This is a genomic window from Curvibacter gracilis ATCC BAA-807, assembly GCF_000518645.1.
Classification (GTDB): Bacteria; Pseudomonadota; Gammaproteobacteria; order Burkholderiales; family Burkholderiaceae_C; genus Curvibacter; species Curvibacter gracilis.
Map to the genome: position 1 here is coordinate 41,133 of NZ_JADZ01000018.1, position 19,222 is coordinate 60,354.

The window sequence follows — 19,222 nt, forward strand, 5'->3', positions numbered from 1 at the left end:
AGGGCTGCCGCATGAAAGACTTTCCGATTCCCGTCGTGGGCCTGGGCCCCGGCAGCCAGAGTGAAGAAGACACCCTGGACTACATGCCCATGCCCCAGGGCATGAGCACCTTCCACGCCCCACCGCTGCCCGAACCCGAGGACGTGGCCGATCGCGTGGGCGCGCACCGGGTGCTGCAGGCGGCCCTGAGCGCCCTGGCCGAAGTGCGCCACGGCGGCGCCAACCAGCGCCTCAGCCTGAACCACCTCGACGCCGCCGACCGGCAACTGGTGAACCAGGTGCTGGGCGAAGGCGAGGTCAGCGCCCGGGTGACCCCGCTGGGCGACGAGCCCACGGAGATCAACGTGCAGGAATCCGTGTTCGCGGGCGTGTGGCGGGTGATCCGCTCGGTCCATGGCGTGCCGGTGGATGACCAGATCGAACTGGGCCCCATCCCCGAGGCCTTGCGCGAGGCCGCACAGCAGGACTGGCGCCCGGCACTGCCCGAATGGGCCGGCGCCCTGCCCCCGAATGTGCAGAACGCCCCCGCCGTGCTGGCCGAGATCGAAGACCACATGCACGACTGGCAAGCCGGTCAGCCCGCCCATGTGGTGAACCTCACGCTCTTGCCCATGACGGTGGAGGACATCGGCTTTCTGGACCACCACCTGGGCACGGGTCGGGTGCTGATCCTGTCACGTGGCTACGGCAACTGCCGCATCACCAACACCTGCCGGCCCAACGGTTGGCGGGTGGTGTACTACAACTCGGCGGACACCGTGATCCTCAACACGGTGGAGATCACCGCCCTGCCCGAAGTGGCGCTGGCCGCCCCGGAAGACCTGCAGGACTCGCATGAGCGCCTGCAGGAGGTGCTGCACTGGGTGGTGCAGGCATGAGCACCGGCAGCGCCGCCCGCTTCGAAGGCAGCTACCTCGGAGACGCCACCCGCCTGGCGCCGGGGGCGCGGCTGGAGTGCAAGATCTGCTGGTGGGTCTACGACCCGGCCCAGGGCGACCCGGTCTGGCAGATCCCGCCGGGCGTGGCCTTCACCGCGCTGCCCACGCACTGGCGCTGCCCGAACTGCGACGGCGACGCCGACCAGTTCATGGTGCTGGACGACGCCCCCCGCTGAGATCCGCTGAGACCTGATGGTGCACGACATCCGCCACCCGCCCGATGCTGCCGCGCTGCTGCAGGCGCGCAGCCGCGCCCTGGCCGGGCTGTTCGAGGAGATTGCCGGCCACCGCATGGCCGGCATCCCCGTGCTGCACCCCTTGCTGCGGGTGGAAGCCCTGGGATTTGAATGCGCACCGGTCGATCCTGAAGCCCCTCCTCCAGAGCCCGAGGCCGGCCTCGGCGTGCTGATCACCCCCTGGTTCATGAATCTGGTCTGCCTGCCCCTGCAGCGCCAGGATCTGCCACGGCAGCCTGGGCGCAAACGGATCCGCCAGATCGGAAGCTCGGAGTTCGAGTTCATCTCGGCCTGGGACGACACCCTGGGCGCGTACGAGGCCTGCTCCCTGTTCTCGCCCATGTTCGCCTTTGCCGACCATGCCGCCGCACAGGCCACGGCGCAGGAGGTGCTGCGACTGCTGCGCCAAGACCCCGCACCGCTGAAGCAGGCCGAGGCCCGACATCCCGCGTGCGCCACGCCACCCATGCCGGCACGCCGGGCCTTTTTTCTGGGCCGGGGGGCCAGCGCATGAGCGAGCACCTGCCGCCCCCGGGCCTGGCCGGCCACCTGCGCCTGCGGCCGGGCCGGGCGCGCCCGGACAACCTGCACAGCACCCGCCAGGACTGGCTGGCGCGCCTGGCCCCCGGCCAGCCGGCTGACCAGTTGCCGGCGCTGGCGGGGCGGCTGTTCAGCCTGTGCGGGCAGGCCCAGCGCCTGTGCGCCAGCCTGGCCGTGCAGGCCGCCTGCGGCCAGCCGGCCGGCGAAGACCACGCCCAGGCCCTGGCCGCGTTGCATGAGGAAACCCTGCGCGAACACCTGCGCCGCATCCTGCTGGACTGGCCACGCCAGTTGGGAGGCGAACCCGCCCACGCGGTGCAGGCCGCCAACGCCTTGGCCAGCTGCCCGGCGCTGAAGCGCCCGGGATCGGGCCTGGGGGATCTGCCGCAATGGCTGGCCCACCACCTGCTGGGCCAGCCCGCCGAGCGCTGGCTGAGCGCCTGGGAGCTGCGCCCCGAGACCCATCTCAGGCAATGGTGCGACACGCACGACGGCTGGCTGCCCCGCCTGCTGGGCCAGGCCCGTGCCTGGACCGACCAGGCCCAGGCCGCCAGCCCGCTGCTGCCCTGGCCAGACGAGGCCGCCGCCCAGGCGCTGGCCCGGCGGCTGGCGACAGAGCACCGCTTCAGCAGTCAACCCGACTGGCAAGGCCAGTGCGCCGAAACCGGTCCCTGGAGCCGCCGCCACACACAGCCGGCTCAAACCCTGGCCCCGGCAACGCCCTGGCTGCGCCTGGGCGCCCGGCTGGCCGAATTGGTTCGCCTGGCACTGCCCGACGAGCCGGGGCGCTGCGGCCGCGGCTGGTTGCAGACCGCGCAATGGCCCATCGGCCCGGGCGAAGGGCTGGCCGCCGTGGAGATGGCGCGGGGCCTGCTGGTGCACCGGGTGCGCCTGAGCCGGGCCGACACGCAGGCCCGTGTGCTGGACTGCCAGGTGCTGGCGCCCACCGAGTGGAACTTCCACCCCCGGGGGTCGGTGGCCCAGGCGCTGGAAGCCTGGCCCGCCCATGACGCGCCAGACCGGGTGCAGGCCCAGGTCCAGGCCCTGATCTGCGCGTACGATCCGTGCGTGAGTTATGAGATGGAGGCCCCCCAGCATGCATGAAGCCAGTCTCGCCGGAGGCATCCTCCAACTGGTCGAAGACGCAGCCCGCCGGGAAGGCTTCCGACGGGTCACCCAGCTGCGTCTGGAAGCCGGCCAACTGGCCGGCGTGGAGGCCCGCGCGCTGCGCTTCGCCCTGGAAGCCCTGGCCCCGGGCACGCTGCTGCAAGGCGCGCACGTGGTCATCGAAGAGCCCCCGGGTCAGGCCTGGTGCCTGCCTTGCGGCCTCACCGTGGCGCTGGCCCAGCGGGGCCAGGCCTGCCCGCATTGCGGGCACTTTCAGCTCCAGCCCACCGGCGGCACCGAATTGCGCGTGCTGGACCTGCAGGTGGAAGACGACTGAGCCCCGCCGCCCCACGAGCCCGCCCTGCCCCCCCACCCCGACATCACGAACCACCCCGAGGAGAAGCCCATGTGCGTCGTCTGCGGTTGCGCCAGCACCGCCTCCCCAAGCCAGGACCCTGCCCACCAACATGCCCACGGGCATGGTCACATGCACGGTCACATGCACGGTCACGGTCAGGGCCACGGCCATCACCACAGCGATGGCCCCGCCCCCACCCAGGCCCCCACCCAGATAGAAAACGCGGCCGAGACCCCGGTGCAGGTCAACGCCCTGACCGGCGACCTGCACTTTGGCGCCGGCGCGGCACGCGTGTCCGTGCCCGGCATGAGCCAGGCCCGGGCCATCAAGCTGGAGACCGACATCCTGGGCGAGAACAACCGCATCGCCCGCCTCAACCGCGCCCACTTCGAGGCCCATGGCGTGACGGCGCTCAACCTGGTCTCCAGCCCGGGCTCGGGCAAGACCACGCTGCTGTGCGCCACCATCGAAGCCCTGCGCCGGCGCGAGCCGGGCCTGCAGGTGGCCGTGATCGAGGGCGACCAACAGACCAGCTTCGATGCCGACCGCATCCGCGCCACCGGCGCACCGGCCGTGCAGGTCAACACCGGCAAGGGCTGCCACCTGGACGCCCCCATGGTGGCGCAGGCGTTTGCCCAGTTGCACAGCCACGATCACGCCCACCACGGTCATCACGACCACGACCACCATCACGCTCACGCCCAAACGCACAGCCTGCTGTTCATCGAAAACGTGGGCAACCTGGTCTGCCCCGCGGTCTGGGACCTGGGCGAGGCCGCCAAGGTCGCCATCCTGTCGGTCACCGAAGGCGAGGACAAGCCGCTCAAATACCCCGACATGTTTGCCGCCGCCCAGCTGATGATCCTCAACAAGGTCGACCTGCTGCCCCACCTGCGCTTTGATGTGGCGCGCTGCATCGCGGCCGCGCGCCAGGTCAACCCGACCATCGAGGTCATCAAGCTCTCGGCCAGCACCGGCCAGGGCATGGACGCCTGGCTGAACTGGCTCAGCTGCGCCAGGGTGCCCGCCTGAAACCAGCGCTTTTGCCTGCGATGACCCCGTGACGCCTCCCGACCGCACCGCCCCCCAGCCCACCGTGCTCGCCTGCGGCGCCTGGCTGAAGAACCGCGCCTGCCTGCTCGGCCCGCAGGGCCTGCAGTGGTCCGCCCCACATGGCGACCTGAGCGACCCGCAGGCCTGCCATGCCCTGGAGGCCTCGGCCCGGGGCCTGGCGGCCCAGGCGCGCCACCGCGTGCAGGTGGTGGCGCACGATCTGCACCCTGATTTCTTCAGCACCCGGCTGGCCGTGCGCCTGGCCCACGAATGGGAACTGCCTGCGGTCGGGGTCCAGCACCACCATGCCCACATCGGGGCGGTGATGGCCGAACATGGGCTCGATCAGCCGGTGGTGGGCCTGGCCCTCGACGGCGTGGGGCTGGGCACCGACGGCGGCGCCTGGGGCGGCGAGCTGCTGTGGGTGAGCCCCGGCGAATGGCGCCGCCTGGGCTCCCTGAGCCCCATCGCCCTGCCCGGTGGCGACCGGGCGGCCCGCGAGCCCTGGCGCATGGCGGCAGCCGCCCTGCACGCCCTGGGCCGACTGGACGAGGTGCCCGGGCGCTTCGCCGCCCCGGCCGGCGAAGCCTGTGCGCGCGGGGTTCACACGCTGCTGCAACGGGGACTGAACTGCCCGCCCACCAGCAGCACCGGGCGCTGGTTCGATGCGGCCGCCGGCGCGCTGGGCCTGAGCATTCATCAAAGCGACGAGGCCGAGGCCGCCATCCGCTTGCAGACCCGCGCCGAAGCCTGGCTGGCCCAGCACGGCCCGCAGAGCCTGCCCACCTCGCCGGCGCTGCCGGTCTCGCTGAGCGGTCTGGACCTGCGCCCCCTGCTGGCCGAGTTGCTGGACACACCGCAGCTCGACGCCCCCCGAGCCGCGGCCCACTTTCACCGGCAGCTGGCCCGGGGCCTGACCGACTGGGCCACGCTGGCGGCCGAAGCCACCGGCACCCGCTCGGTGTGCCTGGGCGGCGGCTGCTTTTTCAACCGCCTGCTCACCGAGCAGCTGACCGAGGGGCTGCGCCAGCGCGGCCTGAGCGTGTACCGCGCCCTGAACCACTCCTGCGGGGACGCCGGTCTGGCCCTGGGCCAGGCCTGGGTGGCCGCCCACCAGATCCGGGCCAGTGCCCCCCCGACCGAAACCGAAACCGCCCCCGAAAGCCAGCCATGTGCCTTGCCCTGCCAGCCCTCCTGATCGACCTCCATGACGACCTTCAGGCCACCGTCGATCTGGGCGGTGTGCGCAAGACCATCTCCATCGCCCTGGTGCCGGATGCGCGGCCGGGCGACTACGTGATCGTGCATGTGGGCCACGCCATCGGCCGCATCGACCCCGAAGAGGCCGCCCGGACCCTGGCGCTCTTTGAGGAGATGGCCCACCTGGACGTTGAACTGAACGCTCCGTTGGACACCCCCCTGCTCGACACCGAAACACCGCTCAAGCCATGAAGTACATCGACGAATTCCGCAACGGCGATCTCGCCCGCCAGATCGCCCAGCGCCTGGCCAGCGAGGCCGCCCCCGCCCGCCGCTACCACTTCATGGAGTTCTGCGGCGGGCACACCCACGCGATCTCGCGCTATGGCGTGGCCGAGCTGCTGCCCCCCAACGTGCGCATGGTGCATGGCCCGGGTTGCCCCGTCTGCGTGCTGCCCATCGGCCGGGTGGACATGGCGATCCGGCTGGCCTTGCAGCATGGCGCCATCGTCTGCACCTACGGCGACACCCTGCGGGTGCCGGCCTCCGATGGCCTGTCGCTGATGAAGGCCAAGGCCCGTGGCGGCGACATCCGCATGGTGTACTCGGCCGCCGACGCCCTGGCCATTGCGCGCCGCAACCCCGAGCGCGAGGTGGTGTTTTTCGCCATCGGCTTTGAAACCACCACCCCACCCACCGCCCTGGTGATCACACAGGCCAAGGCCGAGGGGCTGCTCAACTTCAGCGTGCTGTGCTGCCATGTGCTCACGCCCGCGGCCATCACGCACATCCTGAATTCGCCCGAGGTGGCCCAGTACGGCACCGTGCCGCTGGACGGCTTTGTCGGCCCGGCGCACGTGAGCATCGTGATCGGATCGGCCCCCTACGAGCCCTTTGCGGTGGGCTACCGCAAACCGGTGGTGATCGCGGGCTTCGAGCCGCTGGACGTGATGCAGGCCATCCTGATGCTGGTGCGCCAATGCAACGAAGGGCGCGCGCTGGTCGAGAACGAATTCACCCGTGCGGTGGACCGCCACGGCAATCGCCACGCCCAGGCCCTGATGGCCCAGGTGTTCGAGCACCGGCCCAGCTTCGAGTGGCGCGGCCTGGGCGAGGTGCCCGACAGCGCCCTGCGCATCCGCGACGCCTATGCCACCTTCGACGCCGAGCGCCGCTTCGACCTGCCCTACCGGGCCGTGGCCGACAACAAGGCCTGCGAATGCGGGGCGATCCTGCGCGGGGTGAAAAAGCCCACCGACTGCAAGATCTTCGGCACCGTGTGCACCCCCGAGAACCCGGTGGGCTCGTGCATGGTCTCCAGCGAGGGCGCCTGCGCCGCACACTATTCCTACGGGCGCTTCCGCGACATCGCGATCGTCGCCGAATCGGCCTGATCAATAGCCCCAAGGACCCAAGGACCTGCCCCCCATGAGCCTGCGCAAAGACTACATCCGCCCCCTGGACATCCGCCACGGGCGCATCGACATGAACCACGGCGCCGGCGGGCGCGCCAGCGCCCAGTTGATCGAAGAGTTGTTCCTGCCCGCGCTGGACAACGCCTTTCTGCGCCAAGGCAACGATGGCGCCACCCTGCCCCTGCCCCCGGCCGGCCGCCTGGTCATGAGCACCGACGGCCATGTGGTGTCGCCGCTGTTTTTCCCCGGCGGGGATCTGGGCGCCTTGAGCGTGCACGGCACCCTCAACGACGTGGCCATGATGGGCGCCGCGCCGCTGTACCTGTCGGCCAGCTTCATTCTGGAAGAGGGCTTTGCGCTGGCCGATCTGCAGCGCCTGGTGCAAAGCATGGGCCGGGCTGCACGCGAGGCCGGGGTGCCCGTGGTCACCGGCGACACCAAGGTGGTCGAACGCGGCAAGGGCGACGGGGTCTTCATCAGCACCACCGGTGTGGGCGTGGTGGCACCGGGCATCGATGTCAGCGGCGCCCATGCGCGGGCCGGCGACGTGGTGCTGCTGTCGGGCCCGATCGGCGAGCACGGCGTGGCGGTGCTGTCGCAACGCGAGTCGCTGGCCTTCGAGACCGCCATCCTGTCCGACAGCGCGGCCCTGCACACCCTGGTGGCCGACATGCTGCAGGCCGCACCGGGCCTGCACGTGCTGCGCGACCCGACCCGCGGTGGGCTGGCCACCACCCTCAACGAGATCGCCCGGCAGTCCGCCGTGGGCATGGTGCTGGAAGAGGCGGCCATCGAAGTGCTGCCCCAGGTCGAGGCCGCCTGCGAGCTGTTGGGCCTGGACCCGCTCTACATCGCCAACGAAGGCAAGCTGGTGGCGATCTGCGCCCCCGATGACGAGGCGGCCGTCCTGGCGGCGATGCGCGCCCACCCCCTGGGCCGGCGCGCCACGCGCATCGGCACGGTGAGCGCCGACCCGCACCATTTCGTGCAGATGAACACCCGCTTCGGGGGCAAGCGGGTGGTGGACTGGCTCAGCGGCGAACCGCTGCCGCGCATCTGCTGAAGGCTCGCCAGCCCCCGGGAAAACAGCCCTGTGACCAGGCTGTGCCCCCCTTTACAATCCGCCAGCCCGCCCCACCAAGACACCCACCATGAGCTCCCCTGAATTGCTTCCCCTTGTGCTGGTGGTGGACGACGAGGTGCGCTCGCAGGAGGCGCTGCGCCGCACGCTGGACGAGGAGTTCCGGGTCCTGACGGCCAGCGACGCCGAGGCCGCGCGCCGGCACATGGAGCAGCACGAGGTCAGCGTGGTGCTGTGCGACCAGCGCATGCCCGGCCTCAGCGGGGTGGGCTTTCTCAAGGAAGTGCGCGAACGCTGGCCCGACACGGTGCGCATCGTGATCTCGGGCTACACCGATTCGGAAGACATCATCGCGGGCATCAACGACGCCGGCATCTACCAGTACATCCTCAAGCCCTGGGTGCCCGAACACCTGCTGGGCACGGTGCGCAACGCGGTGGAGACCCAGGCCCTGCAGCGTGACACCCACCGGCTGCACCTGGAGTTGCGCAGCAGCACACCGGTGCTGCGCCAACGCGCCAGCGCCAAGCTCGACCGGGCCCGGGCGGTGTTTGACTTCGACCGCATCGAACGCGCCCCCGGCAGCCCGCTGGACACGGTGTGCGAAGTGGCGGCCCGGGTGGCCCGCTACGACATCAGCGTGCTGGTGCTGGGCGAGTCGGGCAGCGGCAAGGAGTTGCTGGCACGAGCCATCCATTACGCCAGCCCGCGCTCCAGCGGGGCCTTCGTGGTGGAGAACTGCGCCGCCATCCCCGACACCCTGCTGGAGTCCGAGCTGTTCGGCCACAAGCGTGGGGCCTTCACCGGGGCCTATGAAGACCACCCCGGCCTGTTCCAGCGCGCCCATGGCGGCACGCTGTTCCTGGACGAGATCGGCGAAACCTCGCCGGCCTTCCAGGTGCGCCTGCTGCGCGTGTTGCAGGAGGGCGAGGTGCGGCCCGTGGGGGGCGCCCGACCGGTGCCGGTGAACGTGCGGGTGATCGCCGCCACGCACCGCGACCTGGAGCAGCGCGTGCGCGAGGGCCTGTTCCGGGAAGACCTCTACTACCGCATTGCCGGGGTCAGCCTGACCGTGCCGCCGCTGCGCGAACGTGCCGGCGACATCGCCCTCATCGCCCACCGCCTGGTGAGCGATGTCGGCGCCGAGCTGGGCCGGCCCGGGATGAGCCTGAGCGACGAAGCGCTGGGCTGCCTGATGGCCTACCCCTGGCCGGGCAACATCCGCGAACTGCGCAACGAGATCGCCCGCGCCGTGGCGCTCAGCGACCGCGAGGTGCTGGGCGCCAGCGCCCTGTCCAGCCGGGTGCTGCACGGGGCCGCAGGGCGCAGCAGCGCCATGCCCTCCGGCCTGCCCAGCGCGGGCACGCTGAGCGAGCGCCTGGACGCGATCGAGGCGGTGATCCTGCGCGAGGCCCTGCTGCGCCACCGCTGGAACAAGACCCGCACCGCCACCGAGCTGGGCCTGTCCCGGGTCGGCCTGCGCAGCAAGATGGCCCGCTTCGGCCTGGAAGGATGACCCCATGAACCCACCTGGCTTCACGGTGCTGTGGCTGCAGTCGGGCGGCTGCGGCGGGTGCAGCATGTCGCTGCTGTGCGCCCAGACCCAGGACTTCCACGGTCAATTGCGCAACGCGGGCATCGAGCTGCTGTGGCACCCCTCGCTGTCCTTGTCCAGCGGCCATGAGGTGATCGACCTGCTGCAGCGGATTCTGGACGGGCACCAGCACCTCGATGCCTTGTGTGTCGAGGGCTCGCTGCTGCGCGGCCCCGGGGGCACCGGGCGCTTCCATGTGCTGGCCGGCACGGGCCTGCCCATGATCGATTGGGTGCGCCGCCTGGCCCGGCAGGCCCGCCATGTGGTGGCCGTGGGCAGCTGCGCCGCCTGGGGGGGGATCACGGCAGGCGGCGACAACCCCACCGAGGCCTGCGGCCTGCAGTACGAGGACGACCACGCCGGCGGACTGCTGGGGGCGGGGTTCCGCTCGGCCAGCGGCCTGCCGGTGATCAACATCGCCGGCTGCCCCACCCACCCGCAGTGGGTGCTGGACAGCCTGATGGCGCTGGCGGCCGGCGAGTTCGGCGCCGAACAGCTCGACGCCCTGGGTCGGCCGCGCTTTTTTGCCGACCACCTGGTGCACCACGGCTGCACGCGCAACGAGTACTACGAGTTCAAGGCCAGTGCCGAGAAGCCCTCCGACCTGGGCTGCATGATGGAGCACCGCGGCTGCAAGGGCACGCAAGTCCATGCCGACTGCAACACCCGGCTGTGGAACGGCCAGGGCTCGTGCACCCGGGGCGGCTATGCCTGCATCGCCTGCACCGAGCCCGGCTTTCAGGAGCCCGGCCACCCGTTCCACGAAACCCCCAAGGTGGTGGGCATCCCGATCGGGCTGCCCACCGACATGCCCAAGGCCTGGTTCGTGGCGCTGGCCTCGCTGTCGAAATCGGCGACCCCGCGGCGGGTGAAACTCAATGCGGTGGCCGACCACCTGGTGGTGCTGCCCACGATCCGAAAGACGCGGCTCAAATGACACGCTTGCTGGTAGGCCCTTTCAACCGGGTGGAAGGCGATCTGGAGGTGAGCCTGGAGGTCACCGACGGCCAGGTGCGCGCCGCCTATGTGAATGCGCCCATGTACCGGGGCTTTGAGCAGATCCTGCAAGGCAAGGCGCCCATGGACGCCCTGGTCTATGTGCCCCGCATCTGCGGCATCTGCTCGGTCTCGCAGTCGGTGGCCGCGGCCCGGGCCCTGGCCGACCGGGCCGGCCTGAGCGTGCCGCCCAACGGCCTGCACATGAGCAACCTGGTGCTGGCCACCGAGAACCTGGCCGACCACCTGACGCATTTCTACCTGTTCTTCATGCCCGACTTCTGCCGCGAGGTGTACGCGGACCAGCCCTGGCACGAAGCCGCTCGGCAGCGCCACGACCCCACCCACGGCAGCCGCAGCCGCGCCGCCCTGGCCGCCCGCGAGCGCTGGTTCACCCTGCTGGGCACCCTGGCCGGCCGCTGGCCGCACACCCAGGGGCTGGAGCCCGGTGGCAGCACGCGGGCACTGGAGGCGGTGGAGCGCGTGCGCCTGCTGGCGCAGTTGCGCGAGTTCCGCGCCTTTCTGGAGGAGCAGCTGTTTGCCGCGCCGCTGGAGCAGATCAATGCGCTGGACAGCGAGGCCGCCCTGATGGCCTGGCATGCGCAAGACCCCTGGCAGGGCGACCTGCGCTTTTTCATGAGCGTGAGCCAGGCGCTGGGCCTGCAGCGCCTGGGCCCCGGGCCCGGCCGTTACCTGAGCTACGGCGCCTACCCCCAGGCCGGGGGCGGGCATGCGCTGCCCGGCGGACTGTGGCGCGCCGACACGGGCCTGCGCGAAGCCCTCGATCTGGCGGCCATCCGGGAGGACGCCACCCATGCCTGGCTCAGCGATGCCGGAGGCCCGCGCCACCCGAGCGAAGGCCTGACCCAGCCGCTGGCCGACAAGGCCCACGCCTACACCTGGAACAAGGCCCCGCGCCTGGGTGGCGCCGTGGTGGAGACCGGCGCCATCGCGCGCCAGCTCTGCTCCGGCTCGCCGCTGGTGCTCGACCTGGTGGGCCGGCACGGTGGCACCGTCTACACGCGGGTGATGTCGCGCCTGCTGGAGCTGGCCCGTGTGCTGCCGCTGATGGAGGGCTGGCTGCGGGCCCTGCAGGGCGGTGAGCCCTGGTGCGTGAGTGCCCCGACCCGCTGGGAAGACGGATCGGGGGTGGGGCTGACCGAGGCCGCACGCGGCGCGCTGGGCCATTGGCTGGAAGTGCGCGACGGCCGCCTGGCCAACTACCAGATCGTGGCGCCCACGTCCTGGAACTTCTCTCCGCGCGACGCCAGCGGCCAGGCCGGCGCCCTGGAGGGGGCCCTGGAAGGCGCGCCGGTGCGCCCCGGCGAGGCCACGCCGGTGTCGGTGCAGCACATCGTGCGCTCGTTCGACCCCTGCATGGTCTGCACCGTCCACTGAGCCCGAGCATGGCCGACGCCCGACACCCCCCCGAGCGGCCCAAGGGCCTGGACTCGCTGATGCCCCATCTGCCCATGGACGGGGTGGACGAATCCACCTGGGTGGACGTGATCCAGAAGATGGACGAGGTCTACTCGCAGCTGATCAGCGATGAGATCGAGCTGGAGAAGAAGAACACCGAGCTGGAGCAATCGCAGCAATTCATCTTCAGCGTGCTGTCGGCCATGTCGGATGTGCTGGTGGTGTGCGACGAACATGGCCGCATCGAGGAGACCAACGCCGCCCTGTGCGAGCTGGTGGGCCGCAGCGACGAGGCCTTGCGCGGAGCGCTGCTGTTCGACCTGCTGGCCGATGAGGCCAGTGCCGAGCGGGCGCGCCGCGTGCTGGGCCACCACGAGGCCCCACGGCGCGGCGAGGGCCTGGAGCTGATGCTGCTGGACGCCCAGGGCCACGCGGTGTCGGTGGACGCCAACTGCACCCCGCGCGTCGGGCCCAGCGGGCACCGCGCCGGCACGGTGTTCGTGGCCCGGCCCACCGCCGAACTGAAACGCGCCTACCACGAGCTGCGCAGCGCCCACGAGGCCTTGAAGCAGGCGCAGCAGCAATTGCTGCACTCCGAAAAAATGGCCTCGCTGGGGCGACTCGTGGCGGGCGTGGCCCACGAGCTGAACAACCCGATCAGCTTTGTGCTGGGCAATGTGCACGCCCTGAGCCGCTACAGCGACCGCCTGCAACGCTACCTGGGCGCCCTGCATGGGGGCGCCAGCGCCCACGCCATGGCCGACCTGCGCCAACAACTGCGCATCGATGCGCTGCTGGCCGACCTGCCCTCGCTGATCGAAGGCACGGTGGAGGGCGCCACGCGCACGACCGACATCGTCAACGGCCTCAAGCGCTTCTCGGCCATGGACCCCGAGGCGCGCAGCTGCGTCAACCTCTGCGAGGTGGTCGAGCGCGCCGTGCATTGGGTGCGCAAGGGCCAGGCCGCGGGCTTTGAACTGAACTGGCAGCCCGGTGAGCCCGCCTGGGTGATCGCCAGCGGCGGCCAGCTGCAGCAGGTGCTGATGAACCTGCTGCAAAACGCCCTGGACGCCGTGGCCGGCGCCGGCATCGCCCCGCCACGCCTGTGGATCGAGCTCAGCCGCAGCCCGCAGCGGCTGAGCCTGTCGGTGCGCGACAACGGCCCCGGCATCGCACCGGAGCACCTGTCGCGCCTGTTCGATCCCTTTTTCACCACCAAGCCGGTGGGCAAGGGCACCGGGCTGGGCCTGTCGATCAGCTACGGGCTGGTCGAGCAGCATGGCGGCCAGCTCAGCGCGGCCAACCACCCTGCGGGCGGGGCCGAGTTCGTGCTGACCCTGCCCCGGGCGCCTGAGCCGACGCCCTTGGCTGCGCCGGCGGCCCGCTGAGGGGCGCAGCCCGTGGCGGCTCACCCTCTTGTGCCCTTTCCGGCGCTGGCACTCTGCCGGCTCGACACACGAGCGGGTGGCCGCAGGTGGCAGAGGTCTGGCTCCGACGCGTGTGGGTGTCTTTGCCAGATTGAATCCCGCCGTGATGACCTGCCCCTCGGGGAACGGAACTTCGGCCTGTACCCGGCGCCACTGCGCGGTCGAAGGCCGGCGAAAGCGCAGAGGCGGTTTGACGACGGCGGGTCGGGACCGTCGTGAAGGCGCTGGCGCCCGGGCGCTACGCGATGACGCTCCGACCCGATTCCGCATCTTTCCATGCGTCCCAGTAGGGCGGTGTCCCTATGGCGTTCCGCAGCGCCTCGGTCATGGCTCTCAGCTTGACCGAGGTGCGCCGCCCTTCGGGATGCGCCACGTAGATGAACTCGTGGGCGGTCGAGGCGCCGACCTCAATCGGTACCAAGTCGCCACGCCCAATGGCTTCGCCTGCGATGAAACCCGGTAGCAGCGAGATGCCCACGCCGGCCAGCGTGGCGTCCAACATCATGTCGCCGTTGTTCACACGCAGTGCCACCTTGGCGCGCACGCTCTGCACCCCTGATTCGCCCACGAACTGCCAGTCTGCCACGCCGCGGTTGACGTAGAAGATGCCCCGATGCGTGCGCAACGCCTCCACATCCGTCGGTGTTCCGTACCGCTCCAGGTACGCTCGTGAGGCCACCAACACGCGCTGGCTTGGCGCCAGCGTCCACGCGACCAAGCGTGAGTCCTCGATCACGCCATGGCGGACCACCGCGTCATAGCCCGCGGCTGAAACGTCTACGCGCCGATCATCGAGGTCAAGGGTGAGCTCAATCGCAGGATTGGCGATCAGGAACGGGTAGAGCGCAGGGCCAAGATGTCGTCGCCCGAAGGTGACCGGCGCAGAGATTCGCAGTGGGCCCGAAAGGGTGCCTCGACGCTCGGAGATCTCGGCCGTGGCCTCCTCCATTTCCCGCATGATTCGCAAGGCTCTCTCGAGGAATGCGGTGCCGTCCTCGGTGAGGCTGATCTTGCGCGTGGTTCTGTGCAGCAGCCTGGTACCCAGACTGTTTTCGATGTCGGCCAGGCGTTCACTGACGACCGATTTCGATAGGTGCAGGCGTCGCGCGGCCTCACTGATCGAGCCCGCTTCGGCCACGGCCACGAAGCTGGCGATTCCCTCGACTTTGAGCATGATTGTTCTGGCTTTCCGGAAAGTAGTTCCGAGATTCGCAATCTACCGCGAACAGTACTCGCTCGCCATACTGAATCCATGGCGACGAGATGCGAGATGTCCTGGCATCCGAGCCTCAACCGCAAGGAGATCATCATGGGACGTCTGTCCGGAAAAGTAGCCCTCGTCACCGGTGCCAGTTCGGGCATCGGCCGAGCCACCGCCAAGCTGTTCGCCGAGGAAGGCGCCAGCATCGTCGTCACCGCCCGTCGCGCCTCGGAGCTCGACTCGCTGGTCACGGAAATTCACGCTACCGGGGGCACGGCCGTGGCATTGGCGGGAGACGTGAAGTCCGAAGCCCACGCCAAGGCCGCCGCCGAACTGGCAGTGAGCCGCTTCGGCCGCCTCGACATTGCCTTCAACAACGCCGGCACGCTCGGCGAAGCCGGTCCCAGCACCGGTGTGTCAGAAGCCGGCTGGACCGACACACTGGCGATCAACCTGACTGGCGCCTTCCTAGGTGCCAAGCACCAGATCGCACAGATGGAGAAGACAGGCGGCGGCTCGGTGATCTTCACCTCCACCTTTGTCGGTCACACCTTTGCCTTCCCGGGCGTGGCGGCCTATGCGGCCAGCAAGTCGGGCCTGATCGGCCTGACGCAGGCCTTGGCGTCCGAATATGGCCCGAAGGGGATCCGCGTGAACGCCATCCTGCCCGGCGCAGTGGACACCGACATGTACCGCAGCATGAACAACACACCGGAGTCGCAATCGTTCGTGACGAATTTGCATGCGCTCAAGCGCGTGGCCGCGCCGGAGGAGCTCGCTCGTTCGGTTCTGTATCTGGCGTCCGACGACGCCGCCTTCGTGACGGGGACCGCGTCGCTGGTGGACGGCGGCGCATCGATCACACGGACCTGATCGCTGACGCCCAGGCCCTCGAGCGCAGGGCCGCGCTCGGGGACTCTCGGCTGCGGAGCGCCAATGCCCAGGCGCTCGCTGACCCCGCACCGGTTTCAACGCCGATCAGAAGCAGGTACCTCTGACCTCTCGGCCATCGCCCAAACCCACCACGAAGGGCGGGCGTCGCCGCCAGGGCTTGGTTGTGGGTGTCACGGTCGTGATCGGTTGGAATAAAGTCTGTCGGACTCTTCCCAGGTGAGGCACTCGAGTTTTGAAGGCCTCAAGACCTGTCGAATGCGCTGACATTGTCCCGCCCGACATGCAACGTTTGAATAAGGTCTGTCGAGACTTGTAACAGGCACGGCTGCGCACGGCGCGCGGGAACTTCCGGCGCGGTGACTGGATGACGTTGTCAGAGGCCGACCGAGCGCAAGCCCCGCTCGATGTTGCCCAGTTTCCGTTCGACATCGACACAGGCGTCCTTCGGCGGCGCGGCGTCTTCATCTTCGAGCATCAGCAGCCACTGCTCTCGAACATAGGCGAGACCGAAGTCGAGAACGGCGTCCAAGACGAAGTGGTAAGCACCGTGCCTCAGCGCGAGGCGGACCAAGACCTCATCTGAGACATTGGGGTTAGACCAGACCAGCCCGCGAGCTGGGTCGGCCAGGGACGTACGCTTGCCTTGCATGATGCTGATCGGATCAGACAACGAACAGGCGCAGCGTACAGGCCGTAGATCCAACTGCAAACCGTTGGCTCGGCACTGACGCTCGCGTGCCAAGGGCGGCGCGCGAGCTGGCGTCACACCGAAACGCGCGCCTAGGCATGCGCCCCACACTGCTTCAACATTGAAACGCGACTCTCAGAGAGTCGCAAGTGTCGATGAAAGAGCGCGGACTTCGCGCCTGACTTTTGCCGTGGCTGTCGCCAGGTAAATGACGGTTTCATACAAGGGCATTTCGTACTTCACTGATTCCGAAATGCGCGCGGCGACTGACCCATGAACTTCTTGAACCCCATGCTGAAAGCGCTTACCGATTCGTAGCCAACCTGTGCCGCGATTTCACCGATGGGATTGCGCGTACGTTGCAACTGATCGGCTGCCAACAACATACGCCAGCGCTGCAGGTAGCTGATCGCGGGCTCGCCAACGGTTTGATGGAAGTGCAAGGCGAAAGCGGATCTGGACATTCCAGCTTCCTGCGCCAGCGTCGCCAAGGTCCAACGTTCAGCTGGCGCGACATGCACGGCATGCAACGCACGGCTGATCTTCGGGTCGCCCAGCCCCTGCAGCCAACCCTGGCTGGTCATTGCGCTCTGGCCAAGTTGCTGGCGCAGGACCAAGACCAGGATGGACAGTGATGTTTGCTGCGCCACCAGGCGTCCCCCGAGACGCGGCTCGCGAAGCTCGCTCATGATCACCTCCATCGCGGCATTCAATCTGGCCTGGTCTGGCAGTCCCTCGAAGTGCATGACCGCAGGCAGGGTTTCCAGAAACCGGCTGGCGTGGGCACTCTCGAAGATGAACATCCCGCCCAGGCCGTAAACCTCACCGCCTCCATTGATGGTCACCACTGCGCCCCAAGGCGCGGTCGCGAGGGTGCCGATCGCGTCTTGCGGCGGCAGATCGATGCGACTGCCCATCGAGAACGCCTGCTCCCGGGTCAGGACCACACAACTGCCAGCCTCCAGCCGGCGCGGCTGGGGCTCACCGTCAATGTGCATCCAGATGGCGCCTCGGGTGACTGCGTAGCAGCGCAAGCCTTTCATACCGGGGTACCGGAGTGCCCAGTCGCCCCCGGCATCCAAGGCCCGGAACATGTAGGTTGCGGGCCGCAGCACGTCCAGCACCTGAGTGAGCGGATCGTTGAAGTTCTCGTTGGTGGGAAACGCTGGCATGGCAGTTCTGGACGATTGAAGAAGAAACGCGGACGCTACGCTGTAGATCGTATCGCCCATCCTGCCTACATTGGAGGCCTCACCTGCTGCAGGTTCACACCCTGAACTGCCTTCTCATGTCCTTCTTTAAGTCCATCTGGACGCTTGCGCCTTTCGGGGCCTTGGCCTTTGTCCTGCTCGGCGGCTTGTCCGCCTGTTCCGGCCTGGCCTTGTCCAAACCCTTCGCGTGGCCGGGGTTGGCCACAGCACAGGCTCGGCTAACCGGGGCAGGCCGTGACACGGTCGTTCTGGCGATCACGCATGCTCAGCTCGTCGGCGCGGAGCGAGCGGCCTTTGATCGCGGCGCCGATCAGGTCGTCGAGATGCTGCCTGCGCAACCCGGCATCGTGGGGTATTCGGTCCGCTCCCGCGTGCTGGGCCACGAAGTCTGGACTGCGACCGTTTGGCGTGACGACGCGTCGATCGACGCCTTCGTCCGATCGCCCGAGCACCTCACTGCCGTTCGCCAAGGATCATCAGCGATCGCAAAGGTCGAATACCACCGCGTACAGGTTCGCGTCTCGGATCTACCGCTGGACTGGAGCCGGGTGCTGGCCGAGCTCGAACGAGCCGCCGCCCGCGCAGCCGCCACTCCCCGCTGAGCTGCGCCATTTATTCCGGGAACGACACCATGACCACCTCGAAGCATCGCGCTGCTGTGCTGGAAGGTTTCAATCGCCCCTTGAGGATGACCGAAGTCGCCACACCCGCGCCTGGCCCTTGCGAGGTCCGGGTGCGCGTCCGAGCGATCGCCCTCAACCCCTTCGATCGGATCGTCCAGACGCTGGGGGGACTGGTCACACCTTGGGTCGCGTTTCCGGCCGTCCTGGGTTCGGATGTGGCGGGAGAGGTCGTTGCTGTCGGCGACCAGTGCCGGCGAATCCAAGTGGGCGATCGGGTCCTGGGTTTGGCGCTTGGCGCAGACCGTGCAGGAAATCGAGCCGCCGAAGGTGCCTTCCAGGAGCAGGTGATTCTTCGGGAGACCTGCTGCTGCCGCCTGCCGGCGGAGGTCACCCTCACGCAGGCGGCGGTATTGCCCCTTGCACTGGCCACCGCAGCCTCCGGTCTGTTTCTGCGCAACCAGCTCGGGCTCGACCCTAACCCCGCTTCCGCGCATGTCGGCTATCCCACAGCGCCCAAAGGGTCTGTGGTGGTTTGGGGTGGCGCCACCAGCGTCGGCTCAGTGGCGATCCAGTTGGCTAGGGCTGCTGGCTACCGTGTTCTGAGCACCGCATCGCCGCACAACCATGCACTGCTTGTGGGACTGGGCGCGGCCGCCGTGGAGGACTACAGGGAACCTCGGGCGGTGGCACGCCTGCTTGAGGCTGCGGCAGGCACAACGATCGCCGGTGTACTGGCCATCGGCGTCGGTTCGGGACGCGCATGCCTGCAGCTCGCCGCTGGCCGGAACCCACGGCCGAAGGTGGCAATGGCGAGCATGCCCTGCCCCCTGGACAGCGCCCCGATCGGCCCCCAGATAGGCTGGCGCCTAGCGACATTGCCTCGTCTGGCTGGCGGAATGGCCATCCAAGCGCTGAGGGCAGGCATCCTGCGCGTGCCGACCAGCGCAATCTGGGGCACTGCCCTGGTGGACGATCCCTTGGGGGCGGCGACATTCGGCACATTCGCGGAGGCCGCCCTGAGAGATGGACGGCTTCAGCTGGTGCCGGAACCGTTGATCGCAGGATCGAGACTGGAAGACATTCCGGACGCGATGGAGACTCTCCGGCGCGGCGTCTCCGCTCGCAAGGTCGTTGTGCAACTGGGCTGAGCCGTCACTGCGGAAGGGCGCTCCAGTACCGCTCGTAGCAAAGCTGGCACATGGCAACCCGATCGGCCGACCTCGATCGTTCGCTGCGTGGGC

The 19,222-nt window shown here is 69.1% G+C and carries 20 protein-coding genes; 17 read left to right on the top strand and 3 right to left on the bottom strand.

The window, feature by feature from the left end; translation table 11 throughout:
- The first annotated feature begins 11 nt into the window (after positions 1-11).
- From L880_RS0115815 to L880_RS32520, 14 genes are all read left to right on the top strand, one after another.
- Positions 12-878 carry a hydrogenase expression/formation protein gene (locus L880_RS0115815; RefSeq protein ID WP_027476507.1) on the top strand — a complete coding sequence of 289 codons (867 nt, stop codon included), beginning with the start codon at positions 12-14 and terminating at the stop codon, positions 876-878.
- Positions 875-1,114, top strand: coding sequence for a rubredoxin (locus tag L880_RS0115820; RefSeq protein ID WP_027476508.1), 240 nt, complete (start codon positions 875-877; stop codon positions 1,112-1,114). The genes L880_RS0115815 and L880_RS0115820 overlap by 4 nt, the downstream gene beginning before the upstream one ends.
- 16 nt (positions 1,115-1,130) lie before the next feature.
- Complete coding sequence (gene hybE, locus L880_RS32510) at positions 1,131-1,688, top strand: [NiFe]-hydrogenase assembly chaperone HybE (RefSeq protein ID WP_051443349.1); 558 nt, start codon at positions 1,131-1,133, stop codon at positions 1,686-1,688.
- Positions 1,685-2,818 (top strand): hypothetical protein, encoded by a 1,134-nt coding sequence (locus L880_RS0115830; RefSeq protein ID WP_027476509.1) that lies wholly within the window; start codon positions 1,685-1,687, stop codon positions 2,816-2,818. The genes hybE and L880_RS0115830 overlap by 4 nt, the downstream gene beginning before the upstream one ends.
- Complete coding sequence (locus tag L880_RS0115835; protein ID WP_019574247.1) at positions 2,811-3,158, top strand: hydrogenase maturation nickel metallochaperone HypA/HybF; 348 nt, start codon at positions 2,811-2,813, stop codon at positions 3,156-3,158. Before L880_RS0115830 ends, L880_RS0115835 begins: the two co-directional genes overlap by 8 nt.
- A 69-nt stretch (positions 3,159-3,227) precedes the next feature.
- Entirely contained in the window at positions 3,228-4,211 is a 984-nt protein-coding gene (gene hypB, locus L880_RS32515; protein ID WP_425389193.1) for a hydrogenase nickel incorporation protein HypB, read from the top strand.
- A gap of 28 nt (positions 4,212-4,239) precedes the next feature.
- Positions 4,240-5,430 carry a Kae1-like domain-containing protein gene (locus tag L880_RS0115845; protein WP_027476510.1) on the top strand — a complete coding sequence of 397 codons (1,191 nt, stop codon included), beginning with the start codon at positions 4,240-4,242 and terminating at the stop codon, positions 5,428-5,430.
- Entirely contained in the window at positions 5,403-5,684 is a 282-nt protein-coding gene (locus tag L880_RS0115850) for a HypC/HybG/HupF family hydrogenase formation chaperone (protein ID WP_027476511.1), read from the top strand. Before L880_RS0115845 ends, L880_RS0115850 begins: the two co-directional genes overlap by 28 nt.
- Positions 5,681-6,826 (top strand): hydrogenase formation protein HypD, encoded by a 1,146-nt coding sequence (hypD, locus tag L880_RS0115855; protein WP_027476512.1) that lies wholly within the window; start codon positions 5,681-5,683, stop codon positions 6,824-6,826. The genes L880_RS0115850 and hypD overlap by 4 nt, the downstream gene beginning before the upstream one ends.
- 34 nt (positions 6,827-6,860) lie before the next feature.
- Positions 6,861-7,910, top strand: coding sequence for a hydrogenase expression/formation protein HypE (hypE, locus tag L880_RS0115860; protein ID WP_027476513.1), 1,050 nt, complete (start codon positions 6,861-6,863; stop codon positions 7,908-7,910).
- Positions 7,911-7,998: 88 nt separating this feature from the next.
- Positions 7,999-9,444, top strand: a complete 1,446-nt coding sequence (locus L880_RS0115865; protein ID WP_027476514.1) for a sigma-54-dependent transcriptional regulator — start codon at positions 7,999-8,001, stop codon at positions 9,442-9,444.
- A gap of 4 nt (positions 9,445-9,448) precedes the next feature.
- A complete protein-coding gene (locus tag L880_RS0115870; protein WP_027476515.1) occupies positions 9,449-10,459 on the top strand; it encodes an NADH-quinone oxidoreductase subunit B family protein in 1,011 nt (336 codons plus the stop codon).
- Positions 10,456-11,916: a nickel-dependent hydrogenase large subunit gene (locus L880_RS0115875; protein WP_027476516.1), complete on the top strand. Its 1,461-nt coding sequence runs from the start codon at positions 10,456-10,458 to the stop codon at positions 11,914-11,916. Before L880_RS0115870 ends, L880_RS0115875 begins: the two co-directional genes overlap by 4 nt.
- A gap of 8 nt (positions 11,917-11,924) precedes the next feature.
- Positions 11,925-13,325, top strand: a complete 1,401-nt coding sequence (locus tag L880_RS32520; RefSeq protein ID WP_043329638.1) for a PAS domain-containing sensor histidine kinase — start codon at positions 11,925-11,927, stop codon at positions 13,323-13,325.
- Between the two features lie 277 nt (positions 13,326-13,602).
- Here the strand turns inward: L880_RS32520 and L880_RS0115885 are convergent, their stop codons facing one another.
- Positions 13,603-14,538: a LysR family transcriptional regulator gene (locus L880_RS0115885; RefSeq protein WP_027476517.1), complete on the bottom strand. Its 936-nt coding sequence runs from the start codon at positions 14,536-14,538 to the stop codon at positions 13,603-13,605.
- Between the two features lie 135 nt (positions 14,539-14,673).
- On the opposite strand from L880_RS0115885, the gene L880_RS0115890 reads away from it, so the two are divergent.
- Entirely contained in the window at positions 14,674-15,438 is a 765-nt protein-coding gene (locus L880_RS0115890) for an SDR family oxidoreductase (protein WP_027476518.1), read from the top strand.
- A 394-nt stretch (positions 15,439-15,832) separates the two neighbouring features.
- Here L880_RS0115890 and L880_RS0115895 read toward each other — a convergent pair whose 3' ends face one another.
- Positions 15,833-16,108, bottom strand: coding sequence for a hypothetical protein (locus L880_RS0115895; RefSeq protein WP_043329640.1), 276 nt, complete (start codon positions 16,106-16,108; stop codon positions 15,833-15,835).
- Between the two features lie 278 nt (positions 16,109-16,386).
- Positions 16,387-17,319 carry an AraC family transcriptional regulator gene (locus L880_RS0115900; RefSeq protein WP_019574260.1) on the bottom strand — a complete coding sequence of 311 codons (933 nt, stop codon included), beginning with the start codon at positions 17,317-17,319 and terminating at the stop codon, positions 16,387-16,389.
- Positions 17,320-17,435: 116 nt separating this feature from the next.
- Between L880_RS0115900 and L880_RS32525 the strand changes: the two genes are divergently transcribed.
- Positions 17,436-17,960 (top strand): antibiotic biosynthesis monooxygenase family protein, encoded by a 525-nt coding sequence (locus tag L880_RS32525; RefSeq protein ID WP_043329642.1) that lies wholly within the window; start codon positions 17,436-17,438, stop codon positions 17,958-17,960.
- A gap of 29 nt (positions 17,961-17,989) precedes the next feature.
- Entirely contained in the window at positions 17,990-19,129 is a 1,140-nt protein-coding gene (locus L880_RS0115910) for a zinc-binding alcohol dehydrogenase family protein (protein WP_027476520.1), read from the top strand.
- Positions 19,130-19,222 lie beyond the last annotated feature (93 nt).